The following is a 16193-nucleotide window of genomic DNA, read 5'->3' as shown; positions in this document are numbered from 1 at the left end:
CTACATTTTTTATAAAATTACCAATCATATACTTCCATAATATGAAACTTTTAATTACCATTAAAACAATAAGAATTAATAGTTTTTTGTTTATTTGTTGTGAGATTTTTTGTATAATGTTTTCTAGTAAGCAATTCTAGGGAGGATAAAGCATGACTATTGCAGAAGTTGGAAATATTGTAGAATTTTATGACGGTTTAAAAGGTCGTGTAGAAAAAATAAATGATAATTCAGTAATTGTAGACTTAACAATTATGGAGAATTTCAATCAACTAGATTTGCCAGAAAAAACAGTGATCAATCATAAACGATACACAATTGTTGAACAAGAAGGATAAATTTAATGAATAAAATATCAAAAGCATTAATTTGGTTTATAGTAAGTTTTATTGTTTTTCATGTGATTCTCTTTATTATGAGAGGAGAACATCAAGTTTATTGGAATTTATATACAGGAATAATGCTGTTTGCTGGCATTAGCTATGTATTTTATCAGCGAGATTTAGAATCTAAACGCTTATTGAATTCGATCGGTATTGGTTTGTTAGCAGGACTAGTACTGATTATTGTTCAATTGGTTATGTCTGCAATTGCACCAGAGTTAAAGTATGCTGAACTCGTTAAATTATTAACGAAAACAGGCGTTGCTTTCAAATGGCAAATGTTTGTAACTTTATTCTTAGTAGTGCCGTGTCATGAGCTCTATATGAGAACAGTGTTACAAAAGGAACTATTAAAGTTAAAAATACCTGGTTGGATAGCAGTTTTAATTACTGCTATTTGCTCAGCATCTTTATTTTACTACTTAGGTAATTTATGGATTGTATTATTTGTTTTTATTGCACAAGTTATCCTTTCATTTAGTTATTTATATTCACGACGTATTGTTACGACAGTGATTGCACAAATTGTTGCAGTTGTTGTTTTATTAATATTTAACGCTTAATTTTTAATAATTTGCGCGATATAATGTGAATATTTAAGTCCAATTCTATAATAATCAACAGGAAAGAACTCTCTTTCTAAATTACTAAAGCCCTTGGCAATATGACTGCCAAGGGCTTATTTGATTATATTTGGGCGTGAGCGTGCTTTTTTGAAACCATAATATTAACAATGGCCCAAACAATTTGAATGATAAACGGAATGATGAAGAATGCTGCAATGACTGCAATGTTGATTAATTTTAACTCAAAAGTTTGCGTTGCGCCCGTTGCATCTACTTCACGGAACCATAAAAATAGCGAAATTATTGCAAATGTCGCAATTTCTAGTACACAAACAATCCAAAACAATATCCACGAAACTTTCATTAAAATCCCTCCATAATAAAATATTCATCATTAACTAGGAAAACAAATTGATATTAACGAATTTAAAAAGTATTCAATACTATAAGTATATGGGTTTGGTTGTAAAATGTAAACAAAGCCACCAGACAATTAATAGCTTGAATCATCTAAAAACTGATCATCTATAATATCTTTCGTGAGTGTTACTAAGCGAGGTTTCGACATTTGAGCACCTCTGTTGAATTGTACGCCATGCTTTCTTGCAAGTTCGTTCGTATAGTCGTCTAACATGTATAATTTGAAGTTTCTCTTACTATTAACATCATATGGGTTCGGCATTTCATAGTGATTGACAATTGATCGCCATTTTACATGATCAATTTTAATTTTACCTGCTTGCTTAGTGATATCGAATTGTACACTTCCACCAAGGTGATTACTTTCCGTTCCTGTTTGTTGCCCGTTTAAAAAGTTGCCTAAAGAGTAAGCAACTAAAGTTTTATGTTTACCGTTACCTTGAATCCATTTGACTGGTTGAATGACATGTGGATGTGTGCCTATCACAGCATCTACATTTTGTTGAGCTAAAAATTTAGCATAATCTTGTTGTGTTTTATTTGGAAAATGTTTACCTTCATTACCCCAATGTGTAGAAACAATGACCATGTCGCTATGCTTTTTAGCTCGTTTAATATCCCTTTTCATTGTGTGCTTATTTAAATAGTTAACTAAGTACGGCTTTTCTGGTTTCAATCCGTTCGTACCAAAGGTGTAACTTAACATAGATACCTTTATACCCTTGATGTTCAATACGTGTGTTTTGTCACGGTCTTCTTGTGAATTAAACGTACCAGTAAACAAAACTTTATCTTTATATTTCTCCCAAGTTTTTATTCGTGCATTGACGCCAGAGAGTCCCTGATCTAATGCATGGTTATTAGAACCATTAATTAAATTAAATCCTGTATCTACGAGTGATCCAGCAATTGCACTCGGGGTATTAAACTGTTTAAATCCATGGAAGGGTCGATCATCTCCTCCCATTGGTGATTCTTGATTAATATAAGCAATGTCTTTATTTTTTATGTATGATTTGATAGGGTGATACATTTTATCAAAGTTAAAGTTGTTGTTCGTTTTTGCATCATTATAAACGACGGGGTGGATTAGGTTATCACCAACAGCGACAAACTTGATTTTTTCACTATGGGTAAAATAGAAAACGCCATAACCGACAGTTAAAATGATAGCGATTACAAAAAATGATAGTACGATTTTTCTCATAGCAGTCACCTCTAGTATTAAATTTAAAAAAATGTAAATAAGTGTGTGGATTAATACATATAGTTAATTAATGAATATGATTCTAAATTCAGTCGAGCAAAAATGGAATGATTGTTGAATTCTAAAACATAAGAATATCATTATTAATTAGTAAAAATATTCAAAATTGAAAAATAAAATTTAAAATCATTGTATATAACATTTTCTCAAGTATACACATAAAGACATGAAAAATAAAACCCATATATATAAATTTTAACGATGAAATTTATTATGTTGTTGTGAAAAATCATTATTTAACCGAGTACCCGAAACTACATAGACAATATTATATATAGATGGTAATCTATATAGTGATAAAAATTAGGAGGCGTTTAAATGTCTTATCAAGAGATAGCTCTTATTTTAAAGGTTTTAGCAGATGCTAAACGTTTGGAAATAATAGATATTCTTTCATGTGGAGAACTTTGCGCTTGTGATTTACTGGAGCATTTTCAATTTTCACAACCGACTTTGAGTCATCATATGAAATCGTTAGTAGATAGCGGAATAGTCTCTTCCAGAAAGGAAGGGAATAAGCGATTATACAAACTCAATCGCGAGAAGTTAAACGAAGTAAAATATAACTTAGATTTAATCAATACATCTAATCATTTATGTATTTGTAATCAAATAGAGAAAGGTGAATGTCAATCATGATGACAGGCATAGCGATTGCAATATTTGTATTAACAATAACCTTTGTGATTTGGCAACCTAAAGGACTAGATATAGGAATCACAGCAGTAATTGGTGCAATATTAGCAATCATTACTGGTATTGTTAGTTTCAGTGATGTAATAGAAGTTACAGGTATTGTATGGAATGCGACTTTAACATTTGTTGCAGTCATTTTCATATCACTCATATTAGATGAAATAGGATTCTTTGAATGGGCAGCACTACATATGGTAGCAGCATCTAAAGGAAATGGATTGAAGATGTTTATCTATATTATGATATTGGGTGCATTCGTTGCTGCTTTCTTTGCGAACGATGGTGCAGCTTTAATACTAACACCTATCGTATTAGCGATGGTTCGTCATTTAGGTTTTGACCAAAAGACCATATTTCCGTTTGTCATTGCAAGTGGATTTATAGCGGATACGACTTCGTTACCATTAGTAGTCAGTAATTTAGTGAATATAGTTTCTGCCGATTATTTTAACATTGAATTTATTGAATATTTGGCACGCATGATTATACCGAACTTATTTTCATTTATAGCAAGTGTCGTAGTGTTGTGGATATATTTTAGAAAATCAATCCCAGCTAAAGTAAACACAACAAATCTTAAAACTCCACAACAAGCAATCAAAGATCAAAAGCTCTTCAATGTGTCATGGTTAGTTATAGGTGCATTATTTGTTGGCTATATCATGAGCGAATTTATTCATATTCCTGTTTCATTTATAGCGGGTATTATAGCAATAATATTTATCGTTTTGGCTAGGAAATCAAATGCAGTTCATACGAAACAAGTCATCAAAGGTGCTCCATGGAATATCGTGATTTTCTCAATTGGAATGTATCTCGTCGTCTTTGGTTTGAAAAATGTAGGCATTACGACGGTGCTCGGAGATGTACTCACAAATATTTCACATTATGGATTATTTAGTAGTGTCATGGGTATGGGCTTTATTTCAGCATTTTTATCTTCAATAATGAATAATATGCCAACAGTATTGATAGACGCAATTGCGATTGGACACACGCACACTTCAAATATAGTAAAAGAAGGCATGATATATGCTAATGTCATTGGTTCAGATCTCGGTCCAAAGATTACGCCTATAGGTTCTTTAGCAACCTTACTTTGGTTACATGTGTTATCACAAAAAGGTATGAAAATTTCTTGGGGCACATATTTTAAAACCGGGATTGTTATTACTATTCCGGTCCTTTTTATCACTTTATTGGGATTATATTTAACACTTATTATTTTTTAAAAAGGAGCATATCAATTGGATAATAAAATCATTTACTTTATTTGTACCGGAAACTCTTGTCGAAGTCAGATGGCAGAAGGTTGGGGGAAACAACTATTAGGAGATAACTGGGAAGTGTATTCTGCTGGCATTGAAACACATGGAGTTAACCCAAATGCAATACAAGCTATGAAAGAAGTCAACATAGATATATCTGACCACACATCGGATTTAATCGATCAACAAATATTAAACAAAGCAGATTATGTTATTACTTTGTGTAGCGATGCAGATTCGAACTGCCCAATTTTACCATCAAATGTAAATAAAATGCATTGGGGATTCGATGATCCTGCCGGACAACCATGGGCTGAATTTCAACGTGTAAGAGACGAAATCGGAGAGAAAATAAAACAGTTTAAAAAAGAACAAGAAAATTAAAAAGACTAAGGCCAATCAGTGAAGTTATACTGATTGGCCTTCTATAATATAGAGTATTTTTCAAAATTGATATCGACCATAATTATACCCGATTAAACAATTTCATATTTTTATTTATTGGTTGCTCTGCTGATTAAATTTCTAATTGCCTTAACAATATAACCAACTAGAAGCGCTCTGAACACGCGTTGAATAATTTCTTTCATGATTGTACCTCCTTAAAGCGTTGCGTATATAGAATATACTTTTCTAATTATTACCCGAATTTTATCAAATTAAGGGTATTTATTTAAATTATTTGTAGTATATTGCGAAATCTACTTCTCAAGTATGATATAACCTTCGTCATCTGCTTTGTGCAAGAACAATGTGAGGAAACCGCTTATGATTGAAACAACGAGAGGAATACCTGTCCAAAAGAAAATTAAATGTAACATGCCTTGTTTCAGTTGGTTAGAATAAAATTTATGAATGCCCATCCACCCGAGTGTAAAGGCTAATACGACATAAATGACTTTACTTACTTTCATTGTAATGAAAATCCTTTCATGTAACTTGCTAACTTATTTTTATGATAAGTGAAAGGGCGAAATAATACAATTAACTGAATTTATCATTTCAAAAAATGCACCGTGGTTTTAGCATTTTATGAAAAGTTGAATTATAATTAATAATAAATATATAAAAGAGGTGCAAATTATGATAAGAAAAGCAAGACCAGAGGACAGTCATCAACTTGCTGAACTTTGTTATATCATATGGCACGAGTTAGAAGTTGATGTCGTTAAGCACATTGAAAAGTCACGTTTGCTAAAGGCTATAGAAAAAGGTATTGTCGATGTAAAATATCGTGAACACTACAGTCACATTTGGGTGAAGGAAATTGACAATAAAATTGCAGGTTGTCTTATTGCATATTCAGGAGATCAAGAAGAAGCATTAGAACAAGCATGGTTAGATTTAGATTTGGATCAAGATATCCGTCAATTTGGTACGCCCATGCCACAACGTGAGGCTAACAATGATGAATATTATATTGAAACAGTAGTTACGTTTCCTGAGTATAGAGGACAAGGTGTAGCTACTCAATTAATGGATTTTATAATGGATCATAAAAAAGGTGAAAAGTTTAGTTTAAACTGTGATGTAAATAATAAAGGCGCACTTCATATTTATCGTAAATTAGGATTTGAAAGTCAATCCGAGTTTGATTTATATGGTTTGCCACACTATCATATGATTTTCCAAGCATAAATAAAGCCCCTTCAAAGTCAATGAACATGTACTTTGAAGGGGTGATTTTTTTAGAATAAATTAAATATTACCGAGTAAGGCACTAATATAAATACCTAGTGCATATAAAAAACCAAAGAATGTATTGGTTTTACCTGTAGCGGCCATAGCTGGCATCATTGATGAAGGGGTATCATTCTTCTTAAACCGGTTAAATGCTTTAATCGGGAATGGGAATGATAATAATGCGAGTAAGAAAAATATTGAGCCTCCATCTTTAAAGAATGCGATATAAATGACTAATAAATAAGCCACTAGGTACATGAATCCTAAGAATAGAAGACTTAATTTTTTACCTAATAATATTGGCAATGTTTTACGGCCACTCTTCTTATCTTTTACGCGGTCACGTATATTATTCGCCATATTAATCAGGCCAATCGTAATGACGATGGGTAAGCTAATCCATACGGCTAAGCTTTGAATATTACCTGTCTGAATAAAGAATGCGATAAGTATGATGAACATTCCCATAAATATGCCTGAGAATAGTTCTCCTAAAGGTGTCCAAGATATTGGGAAAGGACCTCCTGTATATAAATAGCCGACTGCCATACAAAGTAACCCGATTGGAAGTAACCAAAAAGAACTTTGGCTTGCAATGAAGATACCCAATAGGGCAGCAATCACATAAAAAGCAATTGCAAGGTTCATAACTAGGTTAGGGCTCATCCCATTACGTACAATGGCGCCACCTATGCCTACAGAGGTATGGTCATCTAACCCTTTCTTATAATCGTAATATTCATTGAACATATTTGTAGCTGCTTGTATTAATAAACATGCGAGTAACATCGCTACAAATAAACTTAATTTCAAATGGTCTTCACTACCAAGTAAAAAAATCTTTGCTGTTGCAGTACCTACAAGTACAGGAACAATTGCAGCAGTTAATGTGTGAGGTCTCATGAGTTGCCAATATTTCTTGACTGTAGAGTATTGTTGATATTGAGATGACATATGTTATTTACCTCTTATCCTTTTTTAATAATATAATCATATTTATTTTAAATGAAGTTTAAAACGTGGTCAAATCACTTCAAAATTATATAATGAAATAGGCTATATTTATCACATCAATATCGAAAAATGATACAATAGGATAACGAGCGTAATCAGTTAAATGAAAGAAGTGAAATAGATGACTTTTGATGTCAAGGAAAGTGAAATTGTCGAAGCGGTATATGAAAGTAAACGCAACTGGGTTTCTGTAGAAGCGAAATTAAATTTCGAGTTAGACCCAACGTTACTGTTTCATATTACAGAAGATAATAAGGGCGACCGTTTTTATTTCAAAAAAAATGACAACGAAACTGCATTCTTTGGCTATAATGCAATAAAAAGGTTCAAAAATGATTTTGAGAATAAACAATCTATTTTTCGTGAGTGGGAAAAATATAGAAACGATATTGAGCTCATTCATCCAGAATCAGATAAACATCACCTTAAAATTTGTGGTGGTTTTCAATTTACTGCTCATAAATCAGGTGATGAATGGCGAGAATTTGGAATAAATCATTTTGTGTTACCTGAAGTATTAGTGACGATTGAAGATGGTTGTACATTTATAACTTATACGGTTGAAACGAGCGAATTCGATATTGAATCATTTAAGCATGTCATTAGACAATTATCACAAACAGATATAACGCTTGATCAAGAAATGGGAAATGTTAAGCGGATTGAAGACATCTATAAAGATGAATGGCGTGATTTAGTTAAAGAAACCATAGAAACGTTAGATGATAAGAAGAAAATTGTATTAGCGAGAAGAAGAATTGTTCAGTTTGATAAAGATATAAGTATTCCTACTATTTTAAGACAAGCACTTCAAGCGGAGCATAATAGTTATTTATTTGTTTTAGAATCACAGAATAGTGTCTTTTTCTCACAAACACCAGAACAATTGATGGAAGTTAATGAGGATGTATTATCAACAAAAGCAGTTGCAGGTACGATTAAACGCACACATCAAGAACAACTGGATAATGCAAACATTGAACAGTTTTTACAAGATGAGAAAAACTTAAACGAACATCGTTTTGTAGTGGAAAGTATTTTAAATGACATTGAGCCTTATGTAGAAGAAGTGTCATTTAACAAGCGTCCTCAAATCTTGGCTAATGATCATTTGTATCATTTATATACAATGATACACGGTAACTTAAGTAAGAAATCATATATTGGGCTACTTGATCGTTTACATCCGACACCTGCATTAGGTGGTTATCCTAAAGATGAAGCCGTCGAATATATAGAGCAACTTGAATTTGGTACACGCGGGCTTTATGGCGCGCCTGTAGGTTATATAGATATGTACAATAGTTGCGAATTTATCGTTGCTATAAGATCAATGTTGATAAAGAAAAATAGAACAACATTATTTGCAGGTTGCGGTATCGTAAGTGATTCAGATGCAGACAGCGAAGTGAATGAAACAGCAATGAAATTTATCCCAATGATGAGAGCATTAGGAGTCGATAATTATGACCAACCATAAAGAAGCTTTAACTAAACAAGTCTTTACATTCGTATCACACCTCTATGCCTATGGGGTACGTGAAGTAGTGATTAGTCCAGGTTCACGTTCAACCCCGTTAGCGATTGCAATAGAAGCACATCCAAATTTAAAATCTTGGATTCATCCAGATGAAAGAAGTGCAGCATTTTTTGCGTTAGGGCTAATGAAAGGGAATGAACGTCCTGTCGCTATTTTATGTACATCTGGAACTGCTGCAGCTAACTACACACCTGCGATAGCAGAAAGTCAGTTAAGTCATTTACCTTTAGTCGTATTAACGAGTGATCGACCACATGAATTAAGAGGTATTGGCGCACCTCAAGCTATTAATCAAAACCAAATGTATGCTAACTTTGTACAATATCAGTTTGACTTCCCAATCGTTGATACGGATGAAAATAATAACCATATGGTTAATACTATTGATTTTCAAATGCAAAAAGCAAGTCAATTTCTTACTGGACCTCATCGTGGACCCATTCATTTTAATCTACCATTTAGAGAGCCTTTAACTCCTGATACTGAAAAAGTAGAATGGTTAACAAGTGATGAAATAAAACTACCTCATTATCAAAAAATGACAAACATCGATGATATTGCATCGATTATCCAACAACAAAAAGGATTGATTATCGTTGGTGATATGCAACATCAAGATGTTGACCAAATTCTTACATTTTCTACAGTGCATGATATCCCTGTGTTAGCAGATCCATTAAGTCAGTTAAGACAAGCATCTCATCCCAATGTAATAACGACGTATGATCTATTGTTTAGAGCCGAGATGGAAGTCGAATTAGATTATGTCATTCGAGTTGGTAAGCCAGTGATTTCTAAAAAGGTAAACCAATGGTTGAAAGTAACGCCTGCCTATCAAATTTTAGTACAAAATACTGATTTGCCAGATGCATTTCCAATTGCACCGCACAGATCCTTTGAAATGTCTGCAAATGACTTTTTCAGACAGGCAACTGAAGTTCAGCCTGCTGAACGTACACAATGGTTAAAAAAATGGCAATCATTAGAGCATCATGCCAAGCTTGAAATCCAAGAATACGTTAAATATGCTACAGATGAATCGGCCTATGTGCGTGCACTTTTAGAGAAACTCTCTGACACGGATACATTATTTGTAAGTAATAGTATGCCGATCAGAGACGTTGATAATTTATTGATTGACTGCCAGGCTAAAGTATATGCAAATCGTGGCGCGAATGGTATAGATGGGGTAACCTCCACTGCTTTAGGTATGGCAGTCCACAAACCAACTACGCTACTCATTGGTGACTTAGCGTTTTATCATGATATGAATGGCTTATTAATGTCAAAACTACATGATATCCAATTGAATATCGTATTACTAAATAATGATGGAGGAGGTATATTCTCCTATCTACCTCAAAAGCAAGAAGCGGAAAGCTATTTCGAGCGCTTATTTGGAACACCAATTGGTTTGAACTTTGAACATACAGCGTTATTATATGGCTTTACATTTGAACGGTTCGAATCAATTTCGGCATTTCAACAAACACAGCTTTCAAGTTTTGGTGCCCATATCTATGAAGTCGTAACTTCAAGAGAAGAGAATCATGCGCAACATCAAAAATTATACAAAAAGTTGAGTGATATCATTAATGTTACATTATAATTTTTATGAGTCGAAACAAGAATCAAATACGTTGTTAATCATGTTACATGGTTTTATTAGCGATCAACATGCTTTTGATTATCATGTTGACGTGTTATCAAATCAAATGAATATTGTGACGATTGATTTACCGGGCCATGGTGAGGATAATTCTAACTTTGAATATGATTGGAGCTTTGATTTCATTAATCAACAGCTAGACGACACGTTACAACAATTTGAAAGTTATCAACTCTTTTTACATGGTTATTCCATGGGAGGACGCGTCGCCTTGAATTACGCCCTCACATATTCAGATAAGTTAAAAGGACTCATTTTAGAGAGTACATCGCCGGGTATTGCTCAAGCAGATGATAGAGAAGAAAGAATGCAAGTCGATAATGCACGAGCGAAAGTACTTGATATCGCAGGGTTAGAAATATTTGTAAATGATTGGGAGAAGTTACCTTTATTTTATACACAATATGAATTACCACAAGAAACGAGGAAACGCATTCGTGATATGCGTATGCGCCAACAACCGCAACGACTTGCTAAAGCTTTAAGAGGTTATGGTACCGGACAAATGCCAAATTTATGGCCAAAACTAAGCCAACTTACACTTCCAACATGCTTAATTGTAGGTGAATTAGATAAAAAATTTATCGATATTGCCAGTAAAATGGAAAAAGAACTTAATACAGTACAAATTCATGAAGTTTTAAATAGTGGACATACAGTTCACGTGGAAGATGAAGTAGAATTTGATAAAATAGTATTAGGTTTTATTCAAAAGGAGGAGCAAAATGACTAGACAATGGGAAACACTTAAAGAATATGATGAAATCAAATATGAATTTTTTGAAGGTATTGCGAAAGTGACGATTAATCGTCCAGAAGTACGCAATGCATTCACTCCAAAAACAGTTCAAGAAATGATAGATGCATTTTCAAGAGCGCGTGATGATCAACGTGTTTCTGTTATTATCTTAACTGGTGAAGGGGACAAAGCATTTTGTTCTGGAGGAGATCAAAAGAAACGTGGACACGGTGGTTATGTAGGTGACGATGAAATCCCACGCTTAAATGTATTAGATTTACAAAGATTAATTCGAGTGATACCAAAACCAGTTGTTGCCATGGTACGTGGTTATGCAATTGGTGGCGGAAACGTATTAAACGTAGTATGTGACTTAACAATTGCTGCTGATAATGCGATCTTCGGACAAACAGGTCCAAAAGTAGGTTCATTTGACGCTGGGTATGGTTCAGGATATTTAGCTAGAATCGTAGGTCATAAAAAAGCTCGTGAAATTTGGTATTTATGCCGTCAATATAATGCTCAAGAAGCATTAGATATGGGCTTAGTAAATACAGTTGTGCCTTTAGACCAAATTGAAGATGAAACAGTTCAATGGTGTAAAGAAATGATGGTTCATTCACCAACAGCTTTAAGATTCTTGAAGGCAGCAATGAATGCCGATACAGATGGTTTAGCTGGTTTACAACAAATGGCAGGCGACGCTACTTTACTTTATTACACAACTGATGAGGCTAAAGAAGGTAGAGACGCATTTAAGGAAAAACGCCAACCAGACTTCGACCAATTCCCTAAATTCCCTTAATAAAATATAGAGTTAAAGTAGGGATTGGGACAGAAATCGAAATTTCTGTGAGAGGTTTTGTCGTCCCACTAGTTGGTAATGGTTATTTGTATAACACCGTAATCGTGTCAAGAGCAAGGCTCGACCTAGCATCCTAAGTAAGCGAGCAAATTTAATACTCATTATAGATATATATATAAGTAAAGCCCGTCAAAGATTGAAGATCTTTGATGGGCTTTTTGCTAGGAAAGTATAACCCAGCTTTTTATTTTTTGTGCAAATTATCTAAAATGCTAAATGAATATAAATTAGATTAATGCTAAAAACACTTTAATCAGTTGAATTTTTTTCTATTATGCGTTAAAATTAAGTTGAATACGTTATATTTTCAGATTAAAAATATCCTAACAATTATAGCTCTGTTTTAATAGAGCGTGAGTTCGACTCAATAAAATTAAATAACTAATCTTTTTACAATTTTTTTAGTACTTATTATTGTATTTGAAACTATTTAAAATGTATAATGACATTATTATAAAAGGATTGAGGGAGAAATATGACAGCACAATCATATAATCAAATGAAGCAAGAAATGAGTTATTTGTTTTATATAACGAGTAAAGAGGTAATCAGTCAATATAATAACAAACTAAAAGCATATGGTATTAGTTTTCCTAATTTCATTGTTTTATTATATATTGAAAAAGACAAACCTATTTATATTAATACACTATGCAAAGAACTCTATTTAGATTCAGGAACAATTAGTCCAATTATGAAACGCTTAGAAAAGAAGAAGCTCATTCAACGCATTCGAGCAGAAGAGGATGAGCGTCGTGTGATGATTAAACTCACTGAGCAAGGTGCCGAATTAAAGGAACACTTTAGCCAAATTACAGACGATGTCGTTGATGAATTTGGAATGGATAAAGAAGATTCGCTTGCTTATTATGAAATTTTAAAAACCTTCGCTGAGAAAAATATATATAATCAGGAATAAGATATAAATAAAGTGGTATGTAATATTTTTTGTAGTAATAACTTATAAAAATAGAGTATTGTTTGCGAGACACCGTAAGGAGGAGTATATGTGTTGAGACCGAGACTCAACCTAGCCCCTTAGGTAACGAACAAATTCAAAACTAAATATCGATATATAAATTAAGCCCATCAAAGTTTGAAGAACCTTTGGTGGGCTTATTGCTAGGTATTTATGTTTTGGTGATATTGTTACATGTATTAACTATAATGCAGTTTTAAATATTGACTTAATCTACGCATTCCTTCTTTTAATGAGGCTAAATCATATGCATACGAAATTCGAACATGGCCTTTGCCAACATCGGTAAATGCTGAACCAGGTACAATCGCTACATGTGCTTTTTCTAATACATCTACACAAAATGCATAATCATCTGAAGTAAATTTTTCAATATTAGGGAAAATATAAAATGCACCTTCTGGTTGTGCATTTAATTCAAAGCCCATTGATGTTAGTTGTTCAATTAAATAATCACTTCGTTCTATATAAGCTTCGTTCATGTGTTGAGGAGCTTCAAGACCTTGAGTTAAAGCAGCAATACAAGCAATTTGTGCAGGAACATTCGCACAAATACAATTATAAGCATGCATAAATGTTAATTTTTCAATTAAATACTCAGGTCCAATTAAAAATCCTATACGAATACCAGTAGCAGAATGTGACTTACTTAAACCTCCGATGAGCAATAACTGGTCACGAATTTCATGAAACTCGGCAAATGAAGTATGTTGATTTGAAAATGTATTTTCAGCATAAATCTCATCACTAATAATGAATATTTCTTTCTCTTTAAGTACTTCAGTGATGGCATGAACTTCTTCATAGCTTAACGTGACACCTGTTGGATTCGTTGGGTAATTTAGTAAGATGGCCTTAGTTTTAGGTGTTACGTGTGATTGGATGGCTTCTGGTGTAACTTTATAATTCGTGGTAGTAGTATCTATATAAACTGGGGTACCACCTAAAGTCTTAACTAATGGTATATAACCTGCGTATACCGGGCCTGGTATTAATATTTCATCACCTTCTTCAATGATGCTTCGGAGTGCAGTATCTAATGCTTCACTGGCACCATTCGTAATGATAATTTCTTCATTTGTATACTTAAACCCATATTTATGTTCGAAATACTGACTTACTGCATCTCGAGTTTCTAATAATCCTTTATTGTGAGAATATCGTGTTTGATCCTCTGTTATCGCTTGTATGTATGCATCTTTTACAGTGTCTGGCATTGGAAAGTCAGGTTGACCAATAGTTAAATTAATACAGTCATCTATATTTTTTATACGACTTGAAAATTGACGTATACTTGGTGCTTTTAAATGTTTTGAATTATTGTTTAATGAAAGTTTCATCTTTTCACCTCAGAAAAATACCGAATTATTTTATTTCCATCATAACATAAGAAAATAAAAACAATTCGGTAAATTTTACATTATTCCTTAAATTTTGCAGGGGATTTCAAATGAATAATTGGGTTCGTCCATTTTGCTACGAACCGAGAAGATAGTACAAATACAATGAGCGCTGTAACGGTAATCAGGTAAATTATAGTTAATATGCTAATATGTTCTTTAAACGGATATATTTTAAAACCACGTAAAACACCTATGATTAAACCATGTAATAAGTAAACTTGCATTGTTCTTCTACCAATATAAGTAAAGAATAACTTTCCTGTTGGTATTAAAACGAAAAATGCAAACATTGATGTAAATATGATGAAGTAGAGTAATAAACGTTTGAACGGACTGTATAAATCATGCTTACCTTCTAATGACATATATGGAGAATCTCCAAGTAACCAATCTGGGTTGATTGGGTGATTGAGGTAAATAAGATAGAACAGAATTAGTACCTCTATAGCAATGATTACTAATCTTTTATCTTTAAAGATGCTCGTGTAACGTTGATCAAATAGAAAGCCAATATAAAATACTGGAAAGAACATGATTGTACGTGAAAAACTTAAGTAATTGTTGATGTCCTGAGAATATCCAGCTAATAATGAAATAATAAAGGCTATGGGAAGTACATAATAGGGTTTATAGTTTTTTACAATTACCAATATAATATGAAAGAAAAACAAGGTGAGTAAAAACCATAACGCAAAGACAGGATCAAATGGATCCAATTGAACTTTATCTTCTTTACCTGTTAGGTAATAATATATAGAGAAAAATACAAAAAATATAAAGTAAGGGGCTAGTAATTTTTTTGATACTTTCTCTAAATAACCTTCTTTGCCAGCATTTTTAGCAAAATAACCAGAAATAAATAAGAAAGCTGGCATATGGAAACTATAAATTGTTAAATATAATACTGATAGATATATGTTTTCATCTTTATAAGGTTGCAATAAATGTCCAAAGACGACTAACATAATGAGTACAGCTCTTGCACTATCAAAAAAATAATCCCTGTTTTGTAATTTCGTCATTAAGCTTCTCCTTTAAACAGCGATATTATCCTTTATTTATTCTAATTTATTATAAAAGATAGGGGAAATGCAACAAATCAGACAGATTGTTGCATTGATATTGTATATGTTGAAAAATAACCTTATAATATTAATAAATAATATTGTTAATTAATCGCATGGATTGATGATAAATTATAAATGGAGATGAACAACATGTACACACAGCTGGAAATATTACTTACTCAAATTAGCAATGATTTAAATGTAGTGAATAAACGATATGGTCAACGTGCAAATTTAACTTCTGAACAAATAGAAATGCTAAGAATTTTGTATCACAATAAGATATTAACACAATATGATTTGACGATGCAGTTGAATAAAGAGCAATCTATTGTGTCGAGATGGGTGAAGAAGCTGTGTCATTTAGGCTATATCCAAAGTAAACAATCGAATACAGATTTAAGATGTAAAGAGTTAGTACTTACTGAGAAGGCGAATCGATTAGTTGAACAAATTTATGAAACAAGGATTACATTAATAAAGGGTAGATGTACAAGTATGACATCTATAGATGTTGAATTATTAAATCAGCTACTATATAAACTGAACAATCAGAAGACGTATATCTCTTGAGTAGTAAATAAAAAAATACTGGATTAAGTCATAAACATGTATTTATAAAATAGAAAAAGAG

19 protein-coding genes are annotated in these 16193 nt (G+C 32.7%); 12 read left to right on the top strand and 7 right to left on the bottom strand.

Features of this window, described 5'->3' with window-relative positions; all coding sequences use genetic code 11:
* Positions 1-152 precede the first annotated feature (152 nt).
* On the top strand, positions 153-338 hold the full coding sequence (locus NGI30_RS07250) for a YkvS family protein (RefSeq protein ID WP_251519453.1): 186 nt from the start codon (positions 153-155) through the stop codon (positions 336-338).
* A 5-nt stretch (positions 339-343) separates the two neighbouring features.
* Positions 344-946: a CPBP family glutamic-type intramembrane protease gene (locus NGI30_RS07245; protein WP_251519455.1), complete on the top strand. Its 603-nt coding sequence runs from the start codon at positions 344-346 to the stop codon at positions 944-946.
* A 124-nt stretch (positions 947-1070) separates the two neighbouring features.
* On the opposite strand, the gene NGI30_RS07240 is transcribed toward NGI30_RS07245, so the two are convergent.
* Complete coding sequence (locus NGI30_RS07240; protein WP_251519457.1) at positions 1071-1313, bottom strand: DUF3923 family protein; 243 nt, start codon at positions 1311-1313, stop codon at positions 1071-1073.
* A 129-nt stretch (positions 1314-1442) separates the two neighbouring features.
* Positions 1443-2576 carry a CapA family protein gene (locus tag NGI30_RS07235; protein WP_251519459.1) on the bottom strand — a complete coding sequence of 378 codons (1134 nt, stop codon included), beginning with the start codon at positions 2574-2576 and terminating at the stop codon, positions 1443-1445.
* Between the two features lie 378 nt (positions 2577-2954).
* On the opposite strand from NGI30_RS07235, the gene NGI30_RS07230 reads away from it, so the two are divergent.
* Genes NGI30_RS07230 through arsC form a run of 3 tightly spaced genes read left to right on the top strand, consistent with a single transcriptional unit; the run spans position 2955 to position 4984 of the window.
* Complete coding sequence (locus NGI30_RS07230) at positions 2955-3275, top strand: ArsR/SmtB family transcription factor (protein ID WP_251519461.1); 321 nt, start codon at positions 2955-2957, stop codon at positions 3273-3275.
* A complete protein-coding gene (gene arsB / locus NGI30_RS07225; protein WP_251943951.1) occupies positions 3275-4564 on the top strand; it encodes an arsenite efflux transporter membrane subunit ArsB in 1290 nt (429 codons plus the stop codon). The genes NGI30_RS07230 and arsB overlap by 1 nt, the downstream gene beginning before the upstream one ends.
* 15 nt (positions 4565-4579) lie before the next feature.
* The gene (gene arsC, locus NGI30_RS07220) at positions 4580-4984 is read left to right on the top strand and encodes an arsenate reductase (thioredoxin) (RefSeq protein ID WP_251519463.1); all 405 of its coding nucleotides are present in this window, start codon (positions 4580-4582) and stop codon (positions 4982-4984) included.
* A gap of 110 nt (positions 4985-5094) precedes the next feature.
* On the opposite strand, the gene NGI30_RS07215 is transcribed toward arsC, so the two are convergent.
* On the bottom strand, positions 5095-5190 hold the full coding sequence (locus tag NGI30_RS07215) for an SAR1012 family small protein (protein WP_251519465.1): 96 nt from the start codon (positions 5188-5190) through the stop codon (positions 5095-5097).
* A 111-nt stretch (positions 5191-5301) separates the two neighbouring features.
* Entirely contained in the window at positions 5302-5514 is a 213-nt protein-coding gene (locus tag NGI30_RS07210; protein WP_251519467.1) for a TM2 domain-containing protein, read from the bottom strand.
* 169 nt (positions 5515-5683) lie between these two features.
* Here NGI30_RS07210 and NGI30_RS07205 point away from each other — a divergent pair, with 169 nt between their 5' ends.
* On the top strand, positions 5684-6238 hold the full coding sequence (locus tag NGI30_RS07205; protein ID WP_251519469.1) for a GNAT family N-acetyltransferase: 555 nt from the start codon (positions 5684-5686) through the stop codon (positions 6236-6238).
* A 60-nt stretch (positions 6239-6298) separates the two neighbouring features.
* On the opposite strand, the gene NGI30_RS07200 is transcribed toward NGI30_RS07205, so the two are convergent.
* Entirely contained in the window at positions 6299-7237 is a 939-nt protein-coding gene (locus tag NGI30_RS07200) for a 1,4-dihydroxy-2-naphthoate polyprenyltransferase (RefSeq protein WP_251943183.1), read from the bottom strand.
* A 181-nt stretch (positions 7238-7418) separates the two neighbouring features.
* Here NGI30_RS07200 and NGI30_RS07195 point away from each other — a divergent pair, with 181 nt between their 5' ends.
* The 5 genes from NGI30_RS07195 (at position 7419) to NGI30_RS07175 (ending at position 13029) form a co-directional block, all read left to right on the top strand.
* The gene (locus tag NGI30_RS07195; RefSeq protein ID WP_251519480.1) at positions 7419-8777 is read left to right on the top strand and encodes an isochorismate synthase; all 1359 of its coding nucleotides are present in this window, start codon (positions 7419-7421) and stop codon (positions 8775-8777) included.
* Positions 8764-10446, top strand: coding sequence for a 2-succinyl-5-enolpyruvyl-6-hydroxy-3-cyclohexene-1-carboxylic-acid synthase (menD, locus tag NGI30_RS07190; protein WP_251943181.1), 1683 nt, complete (start codon positions 8764-8766; stop codon positions 10444-10446). The genes NGI30_RS07195 and menD overlap by 14 nt, the downstream gene beginning before the upstream one ends.
* A complete protein-coding gene (gene menH, locus NGI30_RS07185; RefSeq protein WP_251519484.1) occupies positions 10433-11239 on the top strand; it encodes a 2-succinyl-6-hydroxy-2,4-cyclohexadiene-1-carboxylate synthase in 807 nt (268 codons plus the stop codon). The genes menD and menH overlap by 14 nt, the downstream gene beginning before the upstream one ends.
* Entirely contained in the window at positions 11232-12050 is an 819-nt protein-coding gene (gene menB / locus NGI30_RS07180; RefSeq protein WP_251519486.1) for a 1,4-dihydroxy-2-naphthoyl-CoA synthase, read from the top strand. Before menH ends, menB begins: the two co-directional genes overlap by 8 nt.
* A 535-nt stretch (positions 12051-12585) precedes the next feature.
* Positions 12586-13029, top strand: coding sequence for a MarR family winged helix-turn-helix transcriptional regulator (locus NGI30_RS07175; protein ID WP_251519497.1), 444 nt, complete (start codon positions 12586-12588; stop codon positions 13027-13029).
* Between the two features lie 239 nt (positions 13030-13268).
* Here NGI30_RS07175 and NGI30_RS07170 read toward each other — a convergent pair whose 3' ends face one another.
* The gene (locus tag NGI30_RS07170; protein ID WP_251943179.1) at positions 13269-14429 is read right to left on the bottom strand and encodes an aminotransferase class I/II-fold pyridoxal phosphate-dependent enzyme; all 1161 of its coding nucleotides are present in this window, start codon (positions 14427-14429) and stop codon (positions 13269-13271) included.
* Between the two features lie 80 nt (positions 14430-14509).
* Entirely contained in the window at positions 14510-15514 is a 1005-nt protein-coding gene (locus NGI30_RS07165) for an acyltransferase family protein (RefSeq protein WP_251943178.1), read from the bottom strand.
* A gap of 195 nt (positions 15515-15709) precedes the next feature.
* Between NGI30_RS07165 and NGI30_RS07160 the strand changes: the two genes are divergently transcribed.
* The gene (locus NGI30_RS07160; RefSeq protein WP_251943175.1) at positions 15710-16132 is read left to right on the top strand and encodes a MarR family transcriptional regulator; all 423 of its coding nucleotides are present in this window, start codon (positions 15710-15712) and stop codon (positions 16130-16132) included.
* Positions 16133-16193: the final 61 nt, after the last annotated feature.

The organism is Staphylococcus sp. Marseille-Q5304 (genome assembly GCF_943737015.1).
Taxonomy (GTDB): domain Bacteria; phylum Bacillota; class Bacilli; order Staphylococcales; family Staphylococcaceae; genus Staphylococcus; species Staphylococcus hsinchuensis.
This window is presented reverse-complemented; position numbering and strand designations above follow the sequence as displayed.